Below are 22,154 nucleotides of genomic sequence, written 5' to 3'. Positions count from 1 at the left end.
CGGTCGGTCGAGAAAGTGACGAGGAGTTGTGATGGGGCGGACGAACACGCGCATGCGTTGGCGCGCGGCAGCTGCGGCGCTTCTGGCGGCGGGAGTCGTGGTCGGCCCGGTCGCAGCACCGGCGGTTGCGGACGAATCGGTCCGCGCGCGGCAATGGCACCTGGATGCCATGCACGCTCCGGAAATGTGGAAGGATTCCACGGGGCAGGGGATTACTGTCGCGGTGATCGACGGAGGGTTCAGGCTGAACCACCCTGATCTGATCGGGCAGTTCCTATCGGGCAAGGATTTCAGCGGCAGCCCTGGTGGCGTTGGAGCATTCAGTGATGGACACGGTACGGAGATCTCCAGCCTGATTGCGGGCACCGGAAAGGGTGTCGGGGGAACGGGCGCTTACGGGCTGGCTCCGGGGGTGAAGATTCTCCCGCTCAAGATCAATAATGGATCTGTCGGTACCGTTATCTCCAGCGACTTCCTGGATCAGATCGGACAGGCCGTCAACTATGCGGTCGACCAGGGCGCAAAGATCGTCAACATCTCGCAGGGGATGGCTGCGGTGACGACTTCCCCCAGTGACGTGTCCAAGCTGAACAATATTCTCGCTACGGCGCGATCCAAGGGTGTTCTGGTCGTGTCCAGTGTCGGGAATAAGGCGCAATCCGGAAACCTGGTGTCGTACCCGGGTGGGCTGCCCAACGTCGTGGGTGTAGGAGCCATTGATCGTCAAGGGACCGTTACGGCTGAATCGGAAACCGGTCCTCACGTCGCCCTGGTCGCGCCGGGTGATGAAATTCTCGCAGCTTGCACCTCGGAAACCGAATATTGCAAGAGCCATGGGACGTCGGATGCGGCGGCCTTGGTTTCCGCTTCGGCGGCGCTGGTTTGGGCCGTCCACAAGGACTGGACGGCGGACCAGATTCTGCGGGTGCTCATCAACACCGCAGGCAGGCCGAATGGCGGGAACAGTCGCACGGATGATGCAGGGTGGGGCGCGGTCCGGCCGCGTATCGCGCTGACTGACCCCGGTGATCCTGGTCCGGCGGATGTGTCGCCGCTCCCGGCTGACGCGGCTTCGCCTTCGGCCGCGCCGTCGGCTTCGGCGAGTGCGTCCGCGCCTGCGTCGTCGGCGCCGAGCCCGGCTGCGAGTCCGACGGATGTAGCGGTTGGTGCGCCGTCGGTGCAGCCGAAGGCTGATGGGTCGTCCGGGTCGGGCGGCGTGCTTCCGGTTGTGGCTGGGGTGGTGGCCGGGTTGGTGTTGGTGGCTGGGGTGGTGTTCGTGGTGGTGCGGCGGCGGAAGTCGGCTGGGGAGCCCGGGGTTCAGGTGCCGACGGTGCCGGTGCAGCAGCCGATGCCGCCGGTTCCGCCGTCGTATCAGCCGCCGGTGCCTCCGGGGGACAACCCGTACGCGAAGTAGTTCAGGCCGTTTTGTGTGGTGGGGGGACCGGGTGGAGAGCCGCTGGATGTGGGTGCGGCGGCTTGTGGCCGCTGGGATTGCGAGCCTCTGCGTGGCGGGGGTTGCGGCGGTGCCGGCCGTCGCGGATGGCTCGATCCGAGCCGATCAATGGCATCTGGATGCCATGCACGCCCCGGAGATGTGGAAGGTCTCAAAAGGGGAAAACGTCACCGTTGCGGTGATCGACAGCGGATTCAAGCTGGACCACCCGGATCTGGCCGGACAGTTCCTTCCGGGGAAGGACTTCAGTGGGAGCCCAGGCGGGGTCGGTTCCTATAGCGATCCGCATGGCACGCAGATGACTGGGCTTATTGCAGGGACAGGAAAGGCCAATGGGGGAAACGGAGCCTACGGGCTGGCGCCGGGAGTAAAGGTCTTGCCGCTGAAGATCAATAATGGCTCCGTGGGGACATTGGCCTCGAAGGACTTCCTCGACCAGATCGGACAGGCTGTCACGTATGCTGTCGATCAAGGGGTCAACGTCATCAGCATTTCCCAGGGAGTGAATTCGGTTACCACATTCCCGGAGGATGTGGATCGGTTGAACCGAATCCTGGCGGCTGCGAGGGCGAAGGGCGTATTGGTTTTCGCTGCCGTGGGGAATGAAGCAAAGTCGGGAAATCCTGTCGACTATCCCGGAGCCCTTCCTAACGTCGTCGGCGTTGGGGCCATTGACCGAAACGGAACCGTGACGGATGAGTCCGAGGTCGGGCCGCAGGTCGCCCTTGTTGCCCCTGGTGCCGACACGATCGCGGCCTGCACGGCCCCGTCCGGATATTGCAAAGGACACGGCACCTCCGATGCGACCGCTCTAGCTTCCGCTTCGGCGGCGCTGATTTGGGCGATGCACAAGGATTGGACGGCGAATCAGATTCTGCGGGTTCTCCTCAATACGGCTAGTAAGCCGAAGGACGGGTCCGACCGCACTAATGACGGAGGATACGGCGCGGTTCGGCCGCGAATCGCCTTGACGTCTCCCGGTGACCCTGGCCCTGCAGACCAGTCGCCGCTTCCGGCCGATGCGGTATCGCCGTCTGCCGTCCCGTCCCCTGCCGCAAGTTCGCCTGCCCGCCCGTCGTCGGTGCCGAGCCCGGTCGGCGGAGCGGTCGGCGCGCCGTCGGCGCAGTCAAAGGCTGATGCGTCGTCCGGGTCGGGCAGCGCGCTTCCGGTCGTGGCTGCTGTGGTGGCTGGGTTGGTGTTGGTGGCCGGGGTGGTGTTCGTGGTGGTGCGGCGGCGGAAGTCGGCTGGGGAGCCCGGGGTTCAGGTGCCGACGGTGCCGGCGCAGCAGCCGATGCCGCCGGTTCCGCCGTCGTATCAGCCGCCGGTGCCTCCGGGGGACAACCCGTACGCGAAGTAGTTCAGGCCGTCTTGTGTGGTGGGGGGACCGGGTGGAGAGCCGCTGGATGTGGGTGCGGCGGCTTGTGGCCGCTGGGATTGCGAGCTTCTGCGTGGCGGGGGTTGCGGCGGTGCCAGCCGTCGCGGATGGCTCGATCCGAGCCGATCAATGGCATCTGGATGCCATGCACGCCCCGGAGATGTGGAAGGTCTCAAAAGGGGAAAACGTCACCGTTGCGGTGATCGACAGCGGATTCAAGCTGGACCACCCGGATCTGGCCGGACAGTTCCTTCCGGGGAAGGACTTCAGCGGAAGCCAGGGTGGTGTCGGATCCTATGCCGAGGGCCACGGCACGCAGATGGCCAGCCTCATTGCGGGCACCGGGAAATCGGATGGTGGCAAAGGGGCCTACGGCCTTGCCCCTGGCGCCAAGATCCTTCCTCTGAAGATCGCCAACGGATCCGAGCGGTCGGTCATTTCGGCTGACTTCCTGGACCAGATCGGGCAGGCCGTGACGTATGCGGTCGAGCAGGGCGCCAAGGTCATCAACATTTCGCAAGGGACCGCTGCCGTCACGACTTCCTCGGCGGATGTGGAGAAGCTCAACAAAATCCTGGCGGGAGCTCGGGCGAAGGGATCGCTGGTGGTCGCCAGCGTCGGAAACTCTGCCGAGCAGGGGAATATCGTCGAATACCCGGGTGTCCTTCCCAATGTGGTTGGAGTGGGGGCCTCTGACCGGAACGGCACGGTGACTTCCGAGTCCGAACGCGGACCGCAGGTTGCACTTGTGGCCCCCGGTATGGACATGATCGAGGCCTGCACAGGCCCCACTGGGTACTGTAAAAGCCACGGCACGTCGGACTCGACAGCCCTGGTCTCCGCCTCGGCGGCGCTGGTGTGGTCGGTGCACCCGACCTGGACGGCGAACCAGGTCCTGCGGGTCCTAATCAACACAGCCGGTAAGCCGGCCAACGGCGCGGATCGTACCGACAGTGCGGGATACGGCGCGGTGCGGCCGCGCATTGCGTTGACGGATCCGGGCGATCCCGGTCCGGCGGATGTGTCGCCGATTCCCGTTGCGACGACCGTGCCTTCGGCCGCGCCATCGGCTTCGGCGAGTGTGTCCGCTCTTGTGTCGTCGGTGCCGAGCCCGGCCCCGAGCCCGACGGATGTGGCGGTTGGCGCTCCGTCGGCGCAGCCGAAGGCTGATGGGTCGTCCGGGTTGGGCGGCGCGCTTCCGATTGTGGCTGGTGTGGTGGCCGGGTTGGTGCTGCTGGCCGGGGTGGTGTTCGTGGTGGTGCGGCGGCGGAGGTCAGCGGGGGAGCCCGGGGTTCAGGTGCCTCCGGGGGACAACCCGTACGCGCGGTAGGCCGGGAACCGGCTTGTCTTCGCCCGGTCGCTGGTGGTGTCGGCGGCCGGGCGGCGTCGTTTCGGGTGGGATCGCGCGTCCGGCTGGGGGTGGTGGGGGAGTGCGGCTCGGGCGTGGGGTTGGTGGGTGTGCGCCGGGGTCACTCGGGTGGGGGCTGGTGGGGGTGGGGGCGGGGTGGTGAGGGTGGTGGTATGGACGCGGAGGGTGCTTGGCGGGTAGGGCAGTTGCGGCGGGCGGCGGCTGCGGCGTTGATCGGGACGGCGATCGAGTTCTACGACTTCTTCATTTACGGGACGGCTGCCGCGTTGGTGTTCGGGCCGGTGTTCTTTCCCGGGTTGGGCGCGGTGGGGGCGCTGTTGGCGGCTTTCTCGGTGTACGCGGTGGCGTTCTTGGCCCGGCCGTTGGGGGCGGTGGTGTTCGGGCACTTCGGGGACCGGGTGGGGCGGAAAACGACGTTGGTGGTGTCGCTGTTGTTGATGGGGTTGGCGACGGCGGCGGTGGGGGTGTTGCCGGGGTTCGCGGCCTGGGGGTGGTGGGCGCCGGTGGTGTTGGTGGTGCTGCGGGTGTGCCAGGGCGTCGGGTTGGGTGGGGAGTGGGGTGGGGCGGCGTTGCTGATCGCGGAGAATGCGCCAGCGGAGCGGCGGGGGCGTTACGGGGGGTTCCTGCAGTTGGGGCCGACGTGCGGGTTCGTGTTGGCGAACGGGGTGTTCCTGGCGCTTCAACTCGGGCTGGATGAGCGGGCGTTCCGCGCGTGGGGCTGGCGGGTGCCGTTCTTGGCCTCGTTCGCGCTGGTCGTGGTGGGGTTGTTCGTGCGGCTGCGGATCGAGGAGTCGCCGCTGTTCCGGTCGGCTGGGCGCGGGGAGCGGCCGCCGGTGCTGGAGGTGGTGCGTGAGCACTGGCGTCCGGTGTTGGCGGGCGGCGGGGCGATCACGATGGGGTACGCGCTGTTCTACCTGACCACGACGTATTCGCTGGCGTACGCGACCTCGGGGCTCGGGGTGGCGAGCACGGTGGTGCTGACGATGCTGCTGGTCGGTGCGGTGGGCATGGCGGGGATGGTGTGGCTGAGTGCCTCGCGCAGTGACCGGTGGGGGCGGCGGCGGACGTTGGGGTGGGCGACGGGCCTTGCGGTGGGCTGGTCGCTGGTGCTGTTCCCGCTGTTGGAGACGGTGAGCCGGTCGCTGATGTTCGTCGGGCTGGCGGGTGCGATGGTGGTGTTGGGCTGCATGTTCGGGCCGGTGGCGGCGTTCCTGCCGGAGTTGTTTCCGACCCGGGTGCGGTACACGGGCGCCGCGTTGACGTACAACCTGGGTGGCGTGATCGGCGGTGCGGCGACGCCGCTGGTGGCGACGCGGTTGACCGGGGTGTACGGGACGGCGGAGCCGGTGGGCTGGTACCTGGCGGGGCTGGGCGCGCTGGCCCTGGGGTGTTTGCGGCTGCTGCCGGAGACGACCGGGGCCGAGCTCGGGGCGGTGGACGGCGGACGCCGCCGGGCGCCCCGGTGGGGGGCGGATCCGGCGGCGTAGGCCGTGGCGTTGGTGTTGGCGCGGTGCAGGTGTGGCGTGGGCGCGGCGGAAGGGTCAGCCGGCCAGGGCGGCCCGGCCGGCCAGGACCACGGCGGTGTGCTCGGTGACGCGGGCGCCCAGGTGCTCGGCGGTCGCGATGTCGGCCTTGTGGACGGCCTCCGGGCCGGCGTCGGACGGGGAGGAGGCGGCGGCGCCGCTGAAGAAGCCGAGGCGGTTGAGGTCGTTCTCGGAGGCGGTGGTGGCGTTCCAGCCGGGCTTGAGGCCGAGGTTGACCCAGCTCATGCCGTGCTGGGCGGCGAGGGTCTGGAAGAAGCCGAGGGTGCCCGCCTTGTCGCCGCTCTTGGAGGCGGAGTTGGTGAAGCCGGCCGCGACCTTGTCCTTCCAGGCGTCGGTGAACCAGCGCTTGCTGGTGGCCTCGGCGAAGACGTGGAAGGCGCCGGAGGCGGTGCCCATGTAGGTGGGGGAGCCGAAGACGATCGCGTCGGCGGCGTCCAGCTGGGCCCACTGCTCCTCGGTGATGGTGTCGACGGCGATCGAGACGACCTCGGCACCTGCGTCGGCGGCGCCGCGGGCGACGGCCTCGGCGATCACGGCGGTGTGGCCGTAGCCGGAGTGGTAGGCGAGGGCGATGGTCGGACGGATGGCGGTCATGCGGGCACTCCAGGGAGGGGTCGGGCGTGGGCCGGCGGGAGCCGGCCCGAAGGCGTGGGGACAGAAGTGGGGACAGGCGTGCGGACGGACGTGGGGCAGGTCGAGGTGAGGCGGCCCCGGGCCGTCTGCGGTCTCCAATATAGACCAGGTCTCTATTGGTTACCAAGGGTGGATTGGAGACCGCAGGGCTACCCTGGATGGCATGACGACCGAGGAAGCGACCCGGGCCCGGGCGGGGCAGCACGAGGAGCAGCGGGCGCGGCACGAGCCGGCGGGGCAGGACGGGTCGGCGGAGGAGGAGTACGACGTCTTCGGCCGGCTCTGCCCCAGCCGCGAGGTGTTCGCCGAGCTGGCCGACAAGTGGTCACTGCTGATCCTGATGAGCCTCGCCGCCTGCGGGCCGCAGCGCTTCTCCGAGCTCCAGCGCGGGGTCGGCGGGGTCAGTCGCAAGATGCTCACCCAGTCGCTGCGCAACCTGGAGCGCAGCGGCCTGCTGCTCCGCACGGTCTTCCCGGAGACGCCGCCGCGGGTGGTCTACGACCTGCTGCCGCTCGGCCGCGAACTGGCCGAGCTGGTCACGCCGCTCGGCCGGTGGACGGAGCACCGCACCGGGCAGATGATGGCGGCCCGCGAGGAGTTCGACGCGGCCCACGCCGACGGCTGAGGTCGCGGGAGGGGCGCGGAGGAGGTGGAGAGGGGCCCGGGTGCCGCCGGTCGGGGGCCGGCCGGGGCCGATTTCCCTTCCGGGCCGGCGGCCGTGTAATGTCTTCCTTGTTCGACCGGCCCGGTGAAAACCCGGCAAGCCCCTATAGCTCAGTCGGTAGAGCGTCTCCATGGTAAGGAGAAGGTCTGCGGTTCGATTCCGCATGGGGGCTCAACTGGAAGACCCTCGCCTCTGGCGGGGGTCTTTCGCGTTTCCGCTGACAGTCGATGCACGACGGGCTGGCGAGTCGGGCACGGAATGCGCTGTGATGGTGCGTCATCGGCCGCCCGCCCGACGGGTACGGGCGTGAGCCGGACCCCGACCGGGAGGGCGTCATGGGCGTTCGACTCGTGGTGGTGGACGACCATCGGCTGCTGGCCGAGGCGTTGGCGACCGCGCTGCAGCTGCGCGGTCACCGGGTGCTCGCGGTGGGCTCCCCGGCGGGTGTCGCCGCCGACCTGGTGGCCGGACGGCGGCCCGAGGTGTGTCTGCTGGGGGTGGCCGCGCCTGGGGAGCCGGGCGCCTTCGACGGGCTGCGCCGGATTCGCCGGGAGCGTCCCGAGGTGGCCGTGATCGTGCTCGGACCGGTGGGTGAACTGCGGGGCGTGGCCGGGGCGTTCGCGGCCGGCGCGGCGGGGTACGTACCCAGCGACGAGCGGATCGAGGTGGTCGAGCGGGCCATCGGACGGGCCCGGGCGGGCGAGGCCGCGGTCGGGGTGGACATCCTGCGCGGGGCCTTCGACCAACTGCTGCGTCCGGCGCCCGAACCGGACGACGAGGCCGTCCGGTTGCTGCGGCTGCTGACCCGGCGTGAGGTGCAGGTGCTGTCCCGGATCGCGGACGGTGAGGACACCGCCGCGATCGCCGCCGGGATGCGGATCGCCGCCAGCACCGCCCGGACGCACGTCCAGCGGGTGCTGATGAAGCTCGGCGCGCGGACCCGCCTGGAGGCGGCCGCGGTGGCGGCGCGTACCGGCCTGCTGGAGCGGATGTCCGGCGGCTGAGGGGGCGCGGGAAGGCAGCGGGGGGAGGCGGAGGCGCAAGCCCTCCGGGAAGCCGGAGGCGAAGACGTCGGGAAAGCCAGAGGGCAAGCCCCGAGGAAGCCGGAGCGCAAGCCGCCTTGGCAGCGACTGGGCGCGGCCGGGATGTCCGGCGGCTGAGGAGTTGGTGAAGAGCCTGCGAGCGGCCACCCGCGTGGTCGGGAGCACCCCGGCGGATTGGGAGAATGGCCTCAGTCCTACGCATTCCTTCGATGGCCCCGCCGACCGCGCGGACCATCGCCCGCTGGAGGTCTCAACATGAGTAAGTACCTGGTCACGGGTGGCGCCGGCTACGTCGGCAGCGTGGTGGCCGCCCACCTGCTGGAGGCGGGGCACCAGGTGACCGTCCTGGACGACCTCTCGACCGGCTTCCGCGAGGGCGTTCCGGCCGGTGCCGAGTTCGTCGAGGGCCGGATCCAGGAGGCCGGCAAGGTGCTGGACGGCTCCTTCGACGGCGTGCTGCACTTCGCCGCCTCCTCGCAGGTCGGCGAGTCGGTCGTGGACCCGGAGAAGTACTGGCGCAACAACGTGGCCGGCTCGCTGGAGCTGATCAGCGCGATGCGCGCGGCGGGCGTGCGCAAGCTCGTCTTCTCCTCCACCGCCGCCACCTACGGCGAGCCGGAGGCCGTGCCGATCGCCGAGACCGCCCGTACCGCGCCGACCAACACCTACGGCGCCACCAAGCTCGCCGTGGACCACCTGATCACCAGTGAGGCCGTCGCGCACGGCCTGGCCGCCGTCTCGCTGCGCTACTTCAACGTGGCCGGTGCGTACGGTGCGTACGGTGAGCGGCACGACCCCGAGTCGCACCTGATCCCGCTGGTCTTCCAGGCCGCGCTCGGGCAGCGCCCGCACATCGCGGTGTACGGCGACGACTACCCGACCCCGGACGGCACCTGCATCCGCGACTACATCCACGTCGCGGACCTGGCCGACGCCCACCTGCTGGCGCTGGACGCCGCCAAGCCGGGCGAGCACCTGATCTGCAACCTGGGCAACGGCAGCGGCTTCTCGGTGCGCGAGGTGATCGAGTCGGTCAAGCGTGTCACCGGCCGGGAGATCCCGGTGCAGGTCGCCGACCGTCGCGCCGGCGACCCGGCGGTGCTGGTGGCCTCGGCCGCCCGCGCCCACGAGGCGCTGGGCTGGACCCCGCGCCGCCCGAACCTGGACGACATCGTCGCTGACGCCTGGAAGTTCACCCTGGAGAAGAACGGCCGGTAGGCCTGCCGGCCCATCGGCCTCCCGCGAGGCCCGGCAGCCCGCCGGACACCAGCAGTAGCCGCCCGCCGCGGGCGCCGCACCCGGACCGTGCGGGAGCGGCGCCCGGAGTGGCGGAGCACCGGCCGGAGCGCAAGTCCAGTCACGTACGCACCTTCTGACGAAACTTCACCAAATCGCCACGAGGGCGTTTCCCGACCCCGTACGCTGAACGCGGTACCGGTGGGGGCCGGCGCCCTTTCGATCTCACCGGCCACCGGTGGGCGGGCGGAGCGGCGGGTCCGAACGCGGACGCCGGGCCGGTCCCCGCTTCCCGGCTCGGGCGGTCTGAGCAGGGGGAGGGACGATGGGTCGGATTCGCGTCCTGGTGGTCGACGACCACCGGATCTTCGCCGAAGCACTGGCCGCGGCGCTCGCCGCCGAGCCCGACGTGGAGGTGGGTGCGGCCGGCAGTGCGGCCGCCGCCGAGCGGGCGCTGGAGCGTGCCGCCGCCGAGGGCCGGGTCTACGACGTGGCGCTGATCGACGCCGACCTCGGGGCCGGCGGGGGCGGAGCGGTCGGGCCGCCCGGGGCGGCCCCGCCGACGGCCCGCCGACGGCCCGGCGCGGAGCCCGGCGAGGAGGCCCGGCGCCGGGCGGTCCCGCCCGTGCCGCCGCCACGACGGCCGCCCATACCGCCAGGGGTGCTCTCCCCGCTGGTGTCCCCGTTGTCATCCGCGGTGCCGGGCGCGCCACCGGCCGGCGCCCGCCAGTCGGCCGACCCGCTCCGCGCCGACCGCCTCCGGGCAGATCAGCTCCGGGCCGACCAGCTCAGACCCCCCGCCCCGCCGCCCGACGGCATCACCCTGCTCGCCCGCCTCCGCCGCGCCCACCCCGGGTTGCGCGCCGTCGTGCTGGCCACCGCCGACGATCCGCACCGCGCCGCCCGGGCCCTGCACGCGGGCGCCACCGGCTGGGTGGCCAAGGAGAGTTCACTGGCCCGGCTGCTCGCGGTGGTGCGGGGCGTGCTGCGGGACGAGACGCATCTGCCGCCCGCGCTGCTCACCGGGGTGATCCGCGAACTGACCACCGCCCGACGGGACCGCACCGAGAGCGAGCGGCTGGTGGACACCCTCACCCCGCGGGAGAAGCAGATCCTGCGCTGCATGGTCGCGGGCCTGGGTCGGCAGGCGGTCGCGGAGCGGCTCTACCTGTCGCCGCACACCGTCCGGACGCACATGCAGAACGTGCTCGGCAAGCTCGGGGTGCACTCCACGCTGGCCGCCGTCGCGGTCGCCCGCCGGGCCGGGGTCAGCCCCGCCGAGCCGGTCGCGCCGCCGCCGCCGTCCGTGGCGGCCACCGTCGAGCGGCCGTGACGCCAGGCCGTGACGCCAGGCCAGGACGCCTGGTCGTGACGCCTGGCCATGTCGCCTGGTCGTGACGCCCGCCCGGTCGCGGTTCAGCCCGGGATGTTGTCGAACGGGGAGATCAGCAGCCGCAGCAGCGTGGCGAGTTCGGTCTGCTGGCCGGAGGTGAGCTGGGCGAGCAGTTCGCGCTCGTGCGCGAGCAGTCCGGCGAGTGCCTGGTCGGCGCGGTCGCGGCCGTCGTCGGTGAGCCGGACCAGCACGCCGCGCCGGTCGTCCGGGTCGGGCAGTCGCTTGACCAGGCCCTTGCCGGTGAGCCGGTCGATCCGGTTGGTCATGGTGCCGGAGGTGACCAGGGTCTGGGTGAGCAGTTGCCCGGGGGAGAGCTGGTACGGGGAGCCGGCCCGCCGCAGGGCGGTCAGGACGTCGAACTCCCAGGGCTCCAGGCCGTGCTCGGCGAAGGCGGTGCGGCGGGCGCGGTCCAGGTGCCGGGCGAGCCGGCTGACCCGGCTGAGCACCTCGAGCGGTTCCACGTCGAGGTCGGGGCGCTCCCGGCGCCACGCTGCGACCAGCCTGTCGACCTCGTCCTCCATGACGATCAGTGTATCGGTGGATGTGTCGATGTGAAGTCTCTTGACATCGAGAAATGTGCCAGCGAGGCTACATCGAGATATCTTGATGTCGAGATACTTCGAGGTGAACCATGACCACCCCCGTCTGGGACCCGGCGCAGTACCTGCGCTTCGCCGACGAACGCACCCGCCCGCTGCGCGACCTGCTCGCCCGCGTCCCCGCCCTTCCGCACCCTGGTGAGGAGACGATCCTCGACATCGGCTGCGGCCCCGGCAACTCCACCGCCGCCCTGCGCGAACGCTGGCCGCACGCCCGCATCACCGGCGTCGACAACTCCGCCCCGATGCTCGCCACCGCCCGTACCGAGGGCGAACCCACCGCCGAGTACCTGCTCGCCGACGCCCGCGACTACGACCCGGCCCCGGCCGAGCCCGACCTCGTCGTCTCCAACGCCACCCTGCAGTGGGTCGACGGCCACCTCGACCTCGTCCCGCGCTGGGCCGGCGCCCTGCGCCCCGGCGCAGCCGTCGCCTTCCAGGTCCCCGGCAACTTCGACGCTCCCAGCCACACTCTGCTCGCCGACCTGCGCCGCAGCCCCCGCTGGCGCGCCCTGCTCGGCGAGGACGCCGTCCGACCCGGCGTCCACCCGCCCGAGCGCTACCTCGACGCCCTCGCCGCCGCCGGCTGCCACCCGGACGTCTGGGAGACCACCTACCTGACCGCGCTCCCGGGGCCGGACCCGGTCCTGGAGTGGGTCAAGGGCACCGCGCTGCGACCCGTGCTGACCCGGCTCGACGATCCGGCCGACCGGACCGCCTTCCTCGCCGACTACGGGCGGCTGCTGCGCGAGGCCTACCCGGCCGGGCCGTCCGGGACGGTCTTCCCGTTCCGGCGGATCTTCGCGGTGGGCGTCAAGCGGTAGGGGCAAGCGGGAGAGGCCAGGTAGGAGAGGTCAAACGGGGTAGGTCCGGCAGGAGAGGTCAAGCGGGAGAGGTCAGGCAGAGGGCTGCTCAGCCCGTGCGGTCGCCGACCAGCCTCGGGTGCCGCTCCAGGCCCTCCAGGCCGTGCCAGGCGAGGTTCACCAGGTGCGCCGCCACCGTCGCCTTGTCCGGCTTGCGGACCTCCAGCCACCACTGGCCGGTCAGCGCGACCATCCCGACCAGCATCTGCGAGTACATCGGGGCCAGTCGTGCGTCGAAGCCGCGCGACTTGAACTCCAGGCCCAGGATGTCCTCCACCTGTGTCGCGATGTCGCTGATCAGCGAGGCGAAGGTGCCGGTCGACTGGGCCACCGGCGAGTCCCGGACCAGGATCCGGAAGCCGTCCGTCGAGGTGTCGATGTAGTCCATCAGCGCGAAGGCGGCCTGCTCCAGCAGCTCGCGGGAGTGTCCGCCGGTCAGCGCCCCGGTCACCATGTCCAGCAGCAGCTGCATCTCGCGGTCCACCACCACCGCGTACAGGCCCTCCTTGCCGCCGAAGTGCTCGTACACGACGGGCTTCGAGACCCCGGCGCGTTCGGCGATCTCCTCCACCGAGGTGCCGTCGTAGCCGCGCTCCGCGAAGACCGTCCGGCCGATCTCCAGCAGCTGTTCGCGCCGCTGCTTGCCGGTCATCCGGACCCGGCGGCGCGGGGCGGGGGCGGCCGGGCCGCCGGCCCCGTCGGCGGTCCCGCCCGTCGGTGCAGCGGCCCGCGGACGGGCCGGCGCCGTAGCGGGCGCCGCGTCCGTCCGCGTGCTGTGGTGACCGCCTGTGCTGTCTGCGCTGCTCCCGTTCACCCCTACATCATGCTGGAAGCGCCGCCTCATGCGGCGCGGCGGGCGGCGATCCGCTGCGCGTCCGGCCAGCGGACGTCCCGCACCCAGCCGGCCAGCTCGAACCAGCGGATCAGCCGGGCCGAGGAGTCGATCTGCCCGCGCAGCACCCCGTGCCGGGCCGCGGTCGGGTCGGCGTGGTGCAGGTTGTGCCAGGACTCGCCGCAGGAGAGCACCGCGAGCCACCAGACGTTGCCGGAGCGGTCCCGGGAGCGGAACGGGCGCCGGCCGACGGCGTGGCAGATCGAGTTGATCGACCAGGTGACGTGGTGCAGCAGCCCCACCCGGACCAGCGAACCCCAGAAGAAGGCGGACAGCGCGCCGGTCCAGGAGAGCGTCACCAGGCCGCCGATCAGCGCGGGCAGCGCCAGCGAGATCGTGGTCCAGAGCCAGAACAGTCGGGAGATCCGCCTTATGGCCGGGTCGCGGACCAGGTCGGGGGCGTACTTGAGCTGGGAGGTCTGCTCCTCGTCGAACATCCAGCCCATGTGGGCCCACCACAGGCCCTTCATCAGCGCCGGGATGCTCTCCCCGTAGCGCCAGGGCGAGTGCGGGTCGCCCTCCTTGTCGCTGAACCGGTGGTGCTTGCGGTGGTCCGCGACCCAGCGCACCAGCGGGCCCTCGACCGCGAGGCTCCCGACGATCGCCAGGGCGAGGCGCATCGGGCGGTTGGCCTTGAACGCGCTGTGGGTGAAGTAGCGGTGGTAGCCGACGGTGATGCCGTGGCAGGTGAGGAAGTACATGGAGACGGTGATCGCGACGTCCGTCCACCCCAGCCCCCAGCCCCAGACCACCGGTACGGCGGCCAGCAGCGCGGCGAACGGCACGAGGATGAACAGGCCTAGTGCGGCCCGCTCGGCCAGGCCCTGCTTCTCCCCGCCACGGGTGGCGGACACCTGCGTGGCTGCGGTGCCGGGATCGGTGTCGGTGTCGGTGTCGGGATCGGGAAACGGAGTGCGGGACGCGGCGGTCCCTGCGCGCGCCTGGCCTGCCTGGATGGTCATGGGCGTCCCCTTGCGGCGTCCCGGAACGGGAGAGAAGCGGATCCTACGTTGGCGTAACTTACGGCATCGTAGGTTGCGCTTCGCGCCCAGGGGAACACGCAGCCGCGCGGCGCTTGAGTGAATTCACCCGACTGGATGGATGAACCCGGGGCCGGGGGCGTCCGGTCGGGAACCGCGCATCGGAGCCATACGGATCGGTGCAAGTCGATACCCAGGGTGGGGTCCACTCGGGTAGGGTCTGACACGACTGTCCGCCGTGGTGTAATGGCAGCACAGGGCCCTTTGGAGGCCTTTGTCTGGGTTCGAATCCTAGCGGCGGAGCCTCTGCACGCCTCCGGTTCGGGCGTCTTCCACCGCGCCGGTATTGTCGGTGCTGCTCGGCGGACTGTGCGTATGGCGACCGGCCTGGGTCCCGGCCGGGTCTGCTCTGCCCTCTCTGTGAACCTACCGAGGAGCCTCCCCGCATGGGTGCCAATTCGCTTGCCGCCGTTGTCGTGCTCGCCGCCGGTGGCGGGACCCGGATGAAGTCGAACAAGCTGCCCAAGGTGCTGCACGAGGTGTGCGGGCGGTCCCTGGTGGGCCACTCGGTGGCGGCGGCTCGGGAACTGACGCCCGCGCAGCTCGTGGTGGTCGTCGGGCACCAGCGCGAGCAGGTCCAGGCGCACCTGGCGGAGCACTACCCGGCGGTGCGGACCGCGGTCCAGGAGGAGCAGAACGGCACCGGGCACGCGGTGCGGACGGCGCTGGAGGTGCTGGCCGCCGACGGTGTGGTGCTGGACGGCACCGTGATCGTCACCGCCGGCGACTCGCCGCTGCTGACCGGGGCGACCCTGCGCCGACTGGCGGACGCGCACACGGCCCAGCAGAACGGCGTCACCGTGCTGACCGCCGTCGTCCCGGAGCCCTTCGGCTACGGCCGGATCCTGCGCGACGAGGACGGCACCGTCGCCTCGATCGTCGAGGAGCGGGACGCCAGCGACACCCAGCGCGCGATCGCCGAGATCAACTCGGGTGTCTTCGCCTTCGACGCCAAACTGCTGGTCGAAGCGCTGGCCGAGCTCACCACGGACAACTCGCAGGGCGAGGAGTACCTGACCGACACCCTGGAGATCCTGCGCAAGGCCGGCCACCGGGTGGGCGCCGTGGTCGCCGAGGACCACCGGGACATCCTGGGCATCAACGACCGGGTCCAGCTGGCGCAGGCCCGCCGGCTGCTGAACGACCGCCTGCTGGAGCGGGCGATGCGCGCGGGCGTCACCGTGGTGGACCCGGCGACCACCTGGTTCGACGTGCAGGTGACCTACGAGCCGGACGCCCTGGTGCTGCCCAACACCCAGCTGCAGGGCGCCACCCACCTGGCCGAGGGCTGCGAGGTCGGTCCGAACTCCACCCTGAAGGACACCCTGGTCGGCGCCGGCGCCCGCGTGAGCAACACCACGGCCGACCGCGCCGAGGTGGGCGAGCTGGCCACCGCGGGGCCGTACGCCTACCTGCGGCCGGGAGCGAAGCTGGCCCGCAAGGCGAAGGTCGGCACCTACGTCGAGATCAAGAACTCCGAGCTGGGCGAGGGCGCCAAGGTGCCGCACCTGTCGTACATCGGCGACGCCACGATCGGCGAGGGCACCAACGTCGGCGCGGCCTCGGTCACCGTGAACTACGACGGCGTGAACAAGCACCGCACGGTCATCGGCGCGCACTGCCGCACCGGTTCGGACAACATGTTCATCGCCCCGGTCACCGTCGGTGACGGCGCTTACACCGGCGCCGGCTCGGTGATCACCACCGACGTCCCGCCGGGCGCGCTCGGCGTGAACCGCGCCCACCAGCGCAACATCGAGGGCTGGGTCGAGCGCAAGCGCCCCGGAACCACGTCGGCGCAGGCGGCGAAGGCCGCGACGGACGGGGCCGCGGAGGCCTGACGCGACGGGCGGAAGTCCGGGCGGAAGTCCGAGGGGCGGTCCCGAGGCGGACGGTTTCTGTGCGGGCGCGTAACCTGGGGGACATACGTGCGCCACTGGGCTTTCCGCCCGTGTCCAGGCGTACCGACATTTCCCCGACCCCGTACCGCGCGTGGGCCTCGCCTGCCCGCATCGGGTCGAGGGATCAGCGTCCGCAACGCGAGGAGACGGTGCAGTGAGCGGGATCACGACGTCGGGTGAGAAGAAGCTCAAGCTCTTCTCCGGCCGTGCCCACCCGGAACTGGCGAGTGAGGTGGCCGCGGCGCTGGGGACCGAGCTGGTCCCCACCAAGGCCCTGGACTTCGCCAACGGCGAGATCTACGTCCGCTTCCTGGAGTCCGCCCGCGGCGCGGACTGCTTCGTGATGCAGAGCCACACGGCTCCCATCAACCAGTGGATCATGGAGCAGCTGATCATGATCGATGCTCTGAAGCGGGCCTCCGCCAAGAGCATCACCGCGATCCTGCCGTTCTACGGCTACGCCCGCCAGGACAAGAAGCACCTCGGCCGCGAGCCCATCTCGGCCCGGCTGGTCGCCGACCTGCTGCGCCAGGCCGGTGCCGACCGCCTGATGGCCGTGGACCTGCACACCGCGCAGATCCAGGGCTTCTTCGAGGGCCCGGTGGACCACCTCTTCGCGCTGCCGCTGCTGGCCGACTACATCGGCGGGAAGGTGGACCGCTCCAAGCTGACCGTCGTCTCGCCGGACGCCGGCCGGGTGAAGGTGGCCGACCAGTGGTGCGACCGCCTGGACGCCCCGCTGGCGATCATCCACAAGCGCCGCGACATCACCCGGGCCAACACCATCCTGTCGGCCGACGTCGTCGGTGACGTCAAGGACCGGGTCTGCGTCCTGGTCGACGACATGATCGACACCGCCGGCACGATCTGCGCCGCGGCCGACGCGCTGTTCGACAACGGCGCCGCGGACGTCCTGGTGGCGGCCACCCACGGTGTGCTCTCCGGCCCGGCCGCGGACCGGCTGAAGAACTCGCGGGTCAGCGAGTTCGTGTTCACCAACACGCTGCCCACCCCGGCGCAGCTCCAGCTGGACAAGATCACCACGCTGTCCATCGCCCCGTCGATCGCGGCCGCGATCCGCGAGGTGTTCGAGGAGGGTTCGGTCACGAGCCTCTTCGAGGGCGTGCACTGACGAAGCCCGCGCAGGCGGCCCCGGTCCCCCAGTGGGCCGGGGCCGCCGCCGATTTCGCGGGAAGCCGTAGATGCGGTTAGACTCGTGAAACTGCTCGGCGAGGGATGCCGTGCGCCTGCTCGACGGGCGCCCGATCCGTGATCGACGCGCTGCCGGTGCCGGATTCCGATCCCGCCGGCAGGCCGTTGCCGCCGAGTGACCCCCGAACGTACTGAGGGTGTGGTCCCGGCGGTTTTTCGCGTTGCCTGCACCCCCGCGCCAAGTCTTCACGAGGAGTGCAGTCGTGTCCGAGATCCGTATTGCTGCTGAGACCCGTACCGAGTTCGGCAAGGGTGCCGCCCGTCGCGCCCGCCGCGCCGGCTTCGTCCCGGGTGTCGTCTACGGCCACGGCCACGCCCCGGTTCACCTGAACCTGCCCGGCCACGACCTGATGATGGCCCTGAAGACCCCGAACGCCCTGCTGGTCGTGCCGATCGAGGGCAAGGACGAGTACGTGCTGCCGAAGGCCGTCCAGCGTGAGGCCATCAAGCGCACCATCGAGCACGTCGACCTGCTGCTGGTCAAGCGCGGCGAGAAGGTCACCGTCGAGATCCCGGTCCTCACCGAGGGCGAGCTGGCCCCCGGCGGCAACCTGCTCGAGCACGTGCTGAACGCCCTGCCGATCGAGGCCGAGGCCACCCACCTGCCCGAGTCCGTGACCGTCTCGGTCGAGGGCCTGGAGGCCGGTGCCTCCATCCACGCCAAGGACATCACCCTGCCGGCCGGCGTCACCCTGGCCGTCGAGGCCGACGCCGTCGTGCTGCAGGTCATCGGCGCCCAGGCCGCCCCGGCCGAGGACGAGGCCGTCGAGGCCGAGGGCGCCGAGGCCTGAGCCTCGCCGCAGTAGCCAGTTGAGACCGCTGCCCCGGTCGCTCCCGCTGGAGCGACCGGGGCAGCGGTGTGTCCGGGATGCGGCGTCTCCGGGGATGATGGCGTCGAGCGTGAAGGTGAGGAGTGAGGGCACGATGGCGGACGAGTACGAGGGCCCCTGGCTGGTGGTCGGGCTGGGCAACCCGGGCGAGCAGTACGCCCGGAACCGGCACAACATCGGGTTCATGGTGGTGGACCTGCTGGCGCAGCGGATGGGCGCCAAGTTCAAGGCGCACAAGAGTCGGGCGCAGGTGGCCGAGGGCCGGCTGGCGGGCAAGCGGGTGGTGCTGGCCAAGCCGATGTCCTTCATGAACCTGTCCGGCGGGCCGGTGACGGCGCTGCGCGACTTCTACAAGGTGCCGGCCGCCGCGCTGATCGCGGTCCACGACGAGCTGGACATCGACTACGCGGCGCTGCGGCTGAAGCTGGGCGGCGGGGACAACGGCCACAACGGGCTGAAGTCGATCACCAAGTCGCTGGGCCCCGAGTACCACCGGGTGCGCTGTGGGATCGGCCGCCCGCCGGGCCGGATGGAGGTCGCGGACTTCGTGCTGAAGGACTTCTCCTCGACCGAGCGCAAGGAGCTGGACTGGTTCGTGGACCGCTCGGCGGACGCGGTGGAGGCGCTGCTGTCCGAGGGGCTGGAGCGGGCACAGGGGACGTACAACTCCTGAACCTCCGTCAACAGGGCGGTGGGTACGCAACAGTCGTACAACGCTTGACCGGCCAAACCTGAATCCATGTGAGAAGCCTGTGCGGGATCGGATACCGTCGGCCCGGTACGCGAACGAGTCCTGGGGAGTTCTCGATGCGGGGATTGGGTCCGGTCCGCCCACTGCGGCGGATCCGGGTGGTCCGGCTGAAGCAGTTCGGACGACGGGTCGGTACGGCCGGTGCGCTGGGGGCGGCCGGAGTGCTGTTGTCCAGCGGCGCGGTGGCGCACGCGGACCCGGTGGCGGAGCCGGATCCGCTGATCGCCCCGGAGCCGGCGGCGGCGCAGCCGGTCCTCGGCGAGTCGATGGGCCCCGACGCGGGGCTGCTGGCCGTCGGCGGCGGCCTGGTGGTGGCGGCCGGCGGAGCGGCGCTGTGGTTGAAGCGCAGGCGCGCGGGCGAGCCCGCGGAGTAGTCACGAGCCCTCAGGGGCCGGTGCCTCCAGGGGAGGCACCGGCCCCTCGCCGTTCCCGGCTCAGCCGGTGTTGCGCAGGCCGGCGGCGATGCCGTTGACGGTCAGCAGCAGCGCGCGGGCGCGCAGCGGGTCGTCGTGGCGTCCGGCGTCGGTCTCCTCGCGCTGGCGGCGCAGCAGCGCGACCTGGAGGTAGGAGATCGGGTCGAGGTAGGCGTCGCGGACGGCGAAGGTCTGCTTCAGCACCGGGTTGTGCTCCAGCAGTTCGCTCTCGCCGGTGAGCCGGAGCACCTCGCGCAGGGTGAGGGCGTGCTCGGCCTTGATCTGGTCGAAGACGTGGCGCAGTTCGCCGGGCACCAGCTGCTCGACGTAGTGGCGGGCGATCCGCAGGTCGGTCTTGGCCAGCGTCATCGCGACGTTGGACAGGAAGTTGCGGAAGAAGTGCCACTCGCTGTTCATCTCGTCCAGCACGTGGCCCAGGCCGGCCGCGCGGGCGGCCGCGAGGCCGGAGCCGACGCCGTACCAGCCGGGGACGATCTGGCGGGACTGGGTCCAGCCGAAGACCCACGGGATGGCCCGCAGGCCGTCCAGGCCCGCGCCGGAGTCGGGGCGGCGGGACGGGCGGGAGCCCAGGTGCAGCGAGGCGAGCTGGTCGACCGGGGTGGAGGCGAAGAAGTACTTCGGCAGGTCCTCCTGCTCGACCAGGGCGCGGTAGGCGGTGTGGGCGGCCTCGGAGACCCGGTCCATCGCGGCGTCCCAGCGGGCCAGCTCCTCGGGGGCCTGGCGCGGTGCGGTGTGCAGCGCGGAGGCGGAGAGGGTGGCGGAGATGGTCAGCTCCAGGTTCTCCCGGGCGAGGGAGGGGAGCAGGTACTTGTCGGAGATGACCTCGCCCTGCTCGGTGACCTTGATCTCGCCTTCCAGGGTGCCCCAGGGCTGGGCCAGGATGGCCTCGTGCGAGGGGCCGCCGCCGCGGCCGACGGTGCCGCCGCGGCCGTGGAAGAGGCGCAGCCGGATGCCGTAGCGGTGGGCGACGTCGCGCAGGCGGCGCTGGGCGCGGTGGATCTCCCACTGGGAGGTGGTGATGCCGCCGAACTTGGAGGAGTCCGAGTAGCCGAGCATGACCTCCTGGATGTCGCCGCGCAGCGAGACGAGCAGCCGGTAGGAGGGGTCGGAGAGCATCTCGTCGAGGATGCGGTCGGCCTGCTGGAGTTCGTCGGTGGTCTCCAGCAGCGGCACGATGCCGATCTTGGCGATGCCGGAGTGCAGGTCGATCAGGCCGGCCTCGCGGGCCAGCACGGTGGCGGCGAAGACGTCGTCGGCGCCCTGGCACATCGAGATGATGTAGCTCTCGACGATCTCGTCGCCGAAGCGCTCGAAGCCCTCGCGGATGGTGTTGAAGACGCCGAGGGTCTTGGTGCCGGCCTCGTCCAGCGGGGCCGGGGTGGGGGCGAGCGGGCGGCGCGAGCGGAGCTCCTTGGCGAGCAGCTTCTGCCGGTACTCGCGGGGCATGTCGGCGTAGCGCCAGGCCTCCTCGCCGAGGCGGTCGAAGAGCTGGCCGAGGGCGTGGTGGTGGGCCTCGGCGTGCTCGCGCACGTCCATGGTGGCGAGTTGGAGGCCGAAGGCCTCGATGGTGCGGATGGCGCGGGCGAGGCGGCCGTCGGCGATGAGCTCGCCGCGGTGGGCGCGCAGCGAGCTCTGGATCAGCCGCAGGTCGGCGACGAGTTCGCGGGTGCCGAGGTAGTCGCGGCCCGCGATGTGCGGGGTGCCCCCGGCCAGGCGCTCGCGGGTGTTCTCCAGCTTGAGCCGGATGCAGGTGGCCTTGAGGCGGTAGGGCTCCTCGGCGTTCATCCGCTTGTAGCGCGGGCTGAGTTCGGGGAGCAGGTGCAGGTCGGTGTTGAGCGAGGCGAGCAGTTCGACCGAGGCGCCGGCCAGCCGCTCGGAGGTGGAGAGCGTGTTGCGCAGCTCGTCGATGGCGGCCAGGGCGTCCTTGATGCCGTACTCGTGCTGGAGGTTGAGGACGTCCCAGGTGACCTGCGGGGTGACGTTGGGGTTGCCGTCGCGGTCGCCGCCGATCCAGGTGCCGAAGGTGAGCGGGCGGACGCCGTCGGGCAGGTTGAGGCCGACCCGGGCGAGCTCCTCCTGAAGCTCCTCGAGGACCTCGGGGACGGCCTCGCGGTAGAGCTCGTCCAGGTAGTAGACGGCGTTGCGGGCCTCGTCGGTGGGCTCGGGACGGGCGATGCGCAGCTCGTCGGTCTGCCAGAGCAGGTCGATGACCTCGGCGAGGCGGCGGTCGGCGGAGCGCTTGGCGCTGCTGGTGCGGGCCGGGCCGGCGGCGACGAGGCCGGAGGCGACCTCCTCGCGGTGGATGCGGTCGAGGAGTTCGCCGATCCGGCGCAGCTTGTTGAGGACGCTGCGGCGGGCGGCCTCGGTGGGGTGCGCGGTGAAGACCGGGCGGACCGCGAGGTGGGCCAGGGTGTCCTCGAGGTGCTTGGGGTCGGCCTCGGCGAGCTGGTCGGCGGTCTGCGCGAGCAGCGAGCCCTCCCGGGCGCGGCGGGTGGCGAACTCGCGGCCGCGGTGCACCTGCTCGGTGACGTTGGCGAGGTGGAAGTAGGTGGAGAACGCCCGGACCAGCTTGGCGGCGGTGTCCAGGTCGATGTCGGAGAGGAGTTCGGCGGTGGCCTCGCCGTCGGTGCGGCTGAGCAGGCGGACCTGTTCGACCAGGCCCAGCAGCTGGGGACCCTCCTGGCGGACCAGCGTCTCGCCGAGCAGGTCGCCGAGGCGGCGGATGTCCGCCCGCAGGGCTGAGTTATCGGCGATCGCGCCGGCTGCGACGCCGGGGGTGGGGCTGTCCGCCGGGTTGGGGACCGGAGCGGTCACGGCTGGCTCCCTGTGGTGGTGGGGTTCGGCAACGGCTCATCGTCACAGGTCCACACGCGTGTGGCGGTTGTGACGCGTGCGGACCGCGCTGTCCGACGCGACCAGCAT

At 71.2% G+C, this 22,154-nt stretch carries 19 protein-coding genes and 2 tRNA genes; 16 read left to right on the top strand and 5 right to left on the bottom strand.

Annotation, left to right across the window (positions count from 1 at the left end; genetic code table 11):
* Positions 1–31: 31 nt before the first annotated feature.
* From ACZ52R_RS07885 to ACZ52R_RS07870, 4 genes are all read left to right on the top strand, one after another.
* The gene (locus ACZ52R_RS07885; RefSeq protein WP_465616692.1) at positions 32–1,414 is read left to right on the top strand and encodes a S8 family serine peptidase; all 1,383 of its coding nucleotides are present in this window, start codon (positions 32–34) and stop codon (positions 1,412–1,414) included.
* Positions 1,415–1,445: 31 nt separating this feature from the next.
* Positions 1,446–2,810, top strand: coding sequence for a S8 family serine peptidase (locus ACZ52R_RS07880; RefSeq protein ID WP_465753099.1), 1,365 nt, complete (start codon positions 1,446–1,448; stop codon positions 2,808–2,810).
* Between the two features lie 31 nt (positions 2,811–2,841).
* Complete coding sequence (gene mycP, locus ACZ52R_RS07875; RefSeq protein WP_465616696.1) at positions 2,842–4,158, top strand: type VII secretion-associated serine protease mycosin; 1,317 nt, start codon at positions 2,842–2,844, stop codon at positions 4,156–4,158.
* Positions 4,159–4,349: 191 nt separating this feature from the next.
* Positions 4,350–5,684 (top strand): MFS transporter, encoded by a 1,335-nt coding sequence (locus ACZ52R_RS07870; protein ID WP_465753097.1) that lies wholly within the window; start codon positions 4,350–4,352, stop codon positions 5,682–5,684.
* A 54-nt stretch (positions 5,685–5,738) separates the two neighbouring features.
* On the opposite strand, the gene ACZ52R_RS07865 is transcribed toward ACZ52R_RS07870, so the two are convergent.
* A complete protein-coding gene (locus ACZ52R_RS07865; RefSeq protein WP_465616700.1) occupies positions 5,739–6,335 on the bottom strand; it encodes a flavodoxin family protein in 597 nt (198 codons plus the stop codon).
* A gap of 202 nt (positions 6,336–6,537) precedes the next feature.
* Here ACZ52R_RS07865 and ACZ52R_RS07860 point away from each other — a divergent pair, with 202 nt between their 5' ends.
* The 5 genes from ACZ52R_RS07860 to ACZ52R_RS07840 all read left to right on the top strand — a co-directional run bounded on the left by ACZ52R_RS07860 (position 6,538) and on the right by ACZ52R_RS07840 (position 10,650).
* Positions 6,538–6,999 (top strand): winged helix-turn-helix transcriptional regulator, encoded by a 462-nt coding sequence (locus ACZ52R_RS07860; RefSeq protein ID WP_465753095.1) that lies wholly within the window; start codon positions 6,538–6,540, stop codon positions 6,997–6,999.
* A 138-nt stretch (positions 7,000–7,137) separates the two neighbouring features.
* Positions 7,138–7,210, top strand: a tRNA-Thr gene (locus tag ACZ52R_RS07855).
* Positions 7,211–7,373: 163 nt separating this feature from the next.
* The gene (locus tag ACZ52R_RS07850; protein ID WP_465616704.1) at positions 7,374–8,042 is read left to right on the top strand and encodes a LuxR C-terminal-related transcriptional regulator; all 669 of its coding nucleotides are present in this window, start codon (positions 7,374–7,376) and stop codon (positions 8,040–8,042) included.
* A 294-nt stretch (positions 8,043–8,336) separates the two neighbouring features.
* Positions 8,337–9,299, top strand: coding sequence for a UDP-glucose 4-epimerase GalE (gene galE, locus ACZ52R_RS07845; RefSeq protein WP_360494225.1), 963 nt, complete (start codon positions 8,337–8,339; stop codon positions 9,297–9,299).
* A 343-nt stretch (positions 9,300–9,642) separates the two neighbouring features.
* Positions 9,643–10,650, top strand: coding sequence for a LuxR C-terminal-related transcriptional regulator (locus ACZ52R_RS07840; RefSeq protein WP_465753093.1), 1,008 nt, complete (start codon positions 9,643–9,645; stop codon positions 10,648–10,650).
* An 83-nt stretch (positions 10,651–10,733) separates the two neighbouring features.
* On the opposite strand, the gene ACZ52R_RS07835 is transcribed toward ACZ52R_RS07840, so the two are convergent.
* On the bottom strand, positions 10,734–11,231 hold the full coding sequence (locus ACZ52R_RS07835; RefSeq protein WP_360494219.1) for a MarR family winged helix-turn-helix transcriptional regulator: 498 nt from the start codon (positions 11,229–11,231) through the stop codon (positions 10,734–10,736).
* A gap of 110 nt (positions 11,232–11,341) precedes the next feature.
* Here ACZ52R_RS07835 and ACZ52R_RS07830 point away from each other — a divergent pair, with 110 nt between their 5' ends.
* Positions 11,342–12,133: a methyltransferase domain-containing protein gene (locus tag ACZ52R_RS07830; RefSeq protein WP_465616708.1), complete on the top strand. Its 792-nt coding sequence runs from the start codon at positions 11,342–11,344 to the stop codon at positions 12,131–12,133.
* A gap of 88 nt (positions 12,134–12,221) precedes the next feature.
* Here ACZ52R_RS07830 and ACZ52R_RS07825 read toward each other — a convergent pair whose 3' ends face one another.
* Entirely contained in the window at positions 12,222–12,824 is a 603-nt protein-coding gene (locus tag ACZ52R_RS07825; protein WP_045710789.1) for a TetR/AcrR family transcriptional regulator, read from the bottom strand.
* A 188-nt stretch (positions 12,825–13,012) separates the two neighbouring features.
* Positions 13,013–14,026: an acyl-CoA desaturase gene (locus ACZ52R_RS07820; RefSeq protein WP_465616710.1), complete on the bottom strand. Its 1,014-nt coding sequence runs from the start codon at positions 14,024–14,026 to the stop codon at positions 13,013–13,015.
* Positions 14,027–14,276: 250 nt separating this feature from the next.
* Between ACZ52R_RS07820 and ACZ52R_RS07815 the strand changes: the two genes are divergently transcribed.
* The 6 genes from ACZ52R_RS07815 (at position 14,277) to ACZ52R_RS07790 (ending at position 19,172) form a co-directional block, all read left to right on the top strand.
* Positions 14,277–14,347: transfer RNA gene (locus ACZ52R_RS07815), tRNA-Gln, on the top strand.
* A 143-nt stretch (positions 14,348–14,490) separates the two neighbouring features.
* Complete coding sequence (glmU, locus tag ACZ52R_RS07810) at positions 14,491–15,945, top strand: bifunctional UDP-N-acetylglucosamine diphosphorylase/glucosamine-1-phosphate N-acetyltransferase GlmU (protein ID WP_465753091.1); 1,455 nt, start codon at positions 14,491–14,493, stop codon at positions 15,943–15,945.
* 214 nt (positions 15,946–16,159) lie between these two features.
* Entirely contained in the window at positions 16,160–17,137 is a 978-nt protein-coding gene (locus ACZ52R_RS07805) for a ribose-phosphate diphosphokinase (protein WP_465616714.1), read from the top strand.
* A gap of 283 nt (positions 17,138–17,420) precedes the next feature.
* A complete protein-coding gene (locus ACZ52R_RS07800; RefSeq protein ID WP_360494204.1) occupies positions 17,421–18,008 on the top strand; it encodes a 50S ribosomal protein L25/general stress protein Ctc in 588 nt (195 codons plus the stop codon).
* Between the two features lie 133 nt (positions 18,009–18,141).
* The gene (gene pth / locus ACZ52R_RS07795) at positions 18,142–18,720 is read left to right on the top strand and encodes an aminoacyl-tRNA hydrolase (protein WP_363576128.1); all 579 of its coding nucleotides are present in this window, start codon (positions 18,142–18,144) and stop codon (positions 18,718–18,720) included.
* 134 nt (positions 18,721–18,854) lie between these two features.
* A complete protein-coding gene (locus ACZ52R_RS07790; protein ID WP_360494199.1) occupies positions 18,855–19,172 on the top strand; it encodes a hypothetical protein in 318 nt (105 codons plus the stop codon).
* Positions 19,173–19,232: 60 nt separating this feature from the next.
* On the opposite strand, the gene ppc is transcribed toward ACZ52R_RS07790, so the two are convergent.
* Entirely contained in the window at positions 19,233–21,986 is a 2,754-nt protein-coding gene (gene ppc / locus ACZ52R_RS07785; RefSeq protein ID WP_465616893.1) for a phosphoenolpyruvate carboxylase, read from the bottom strand.
* Positions 21,987–22,154: the final 168 nt, after the last annotated feature.

The organism is Kitasatospora sp. NPDC034023 (assembly GCF_055575795.1).
This window is presented reverse-complemented; position numbering and strand designations above follow the sequence as displayed.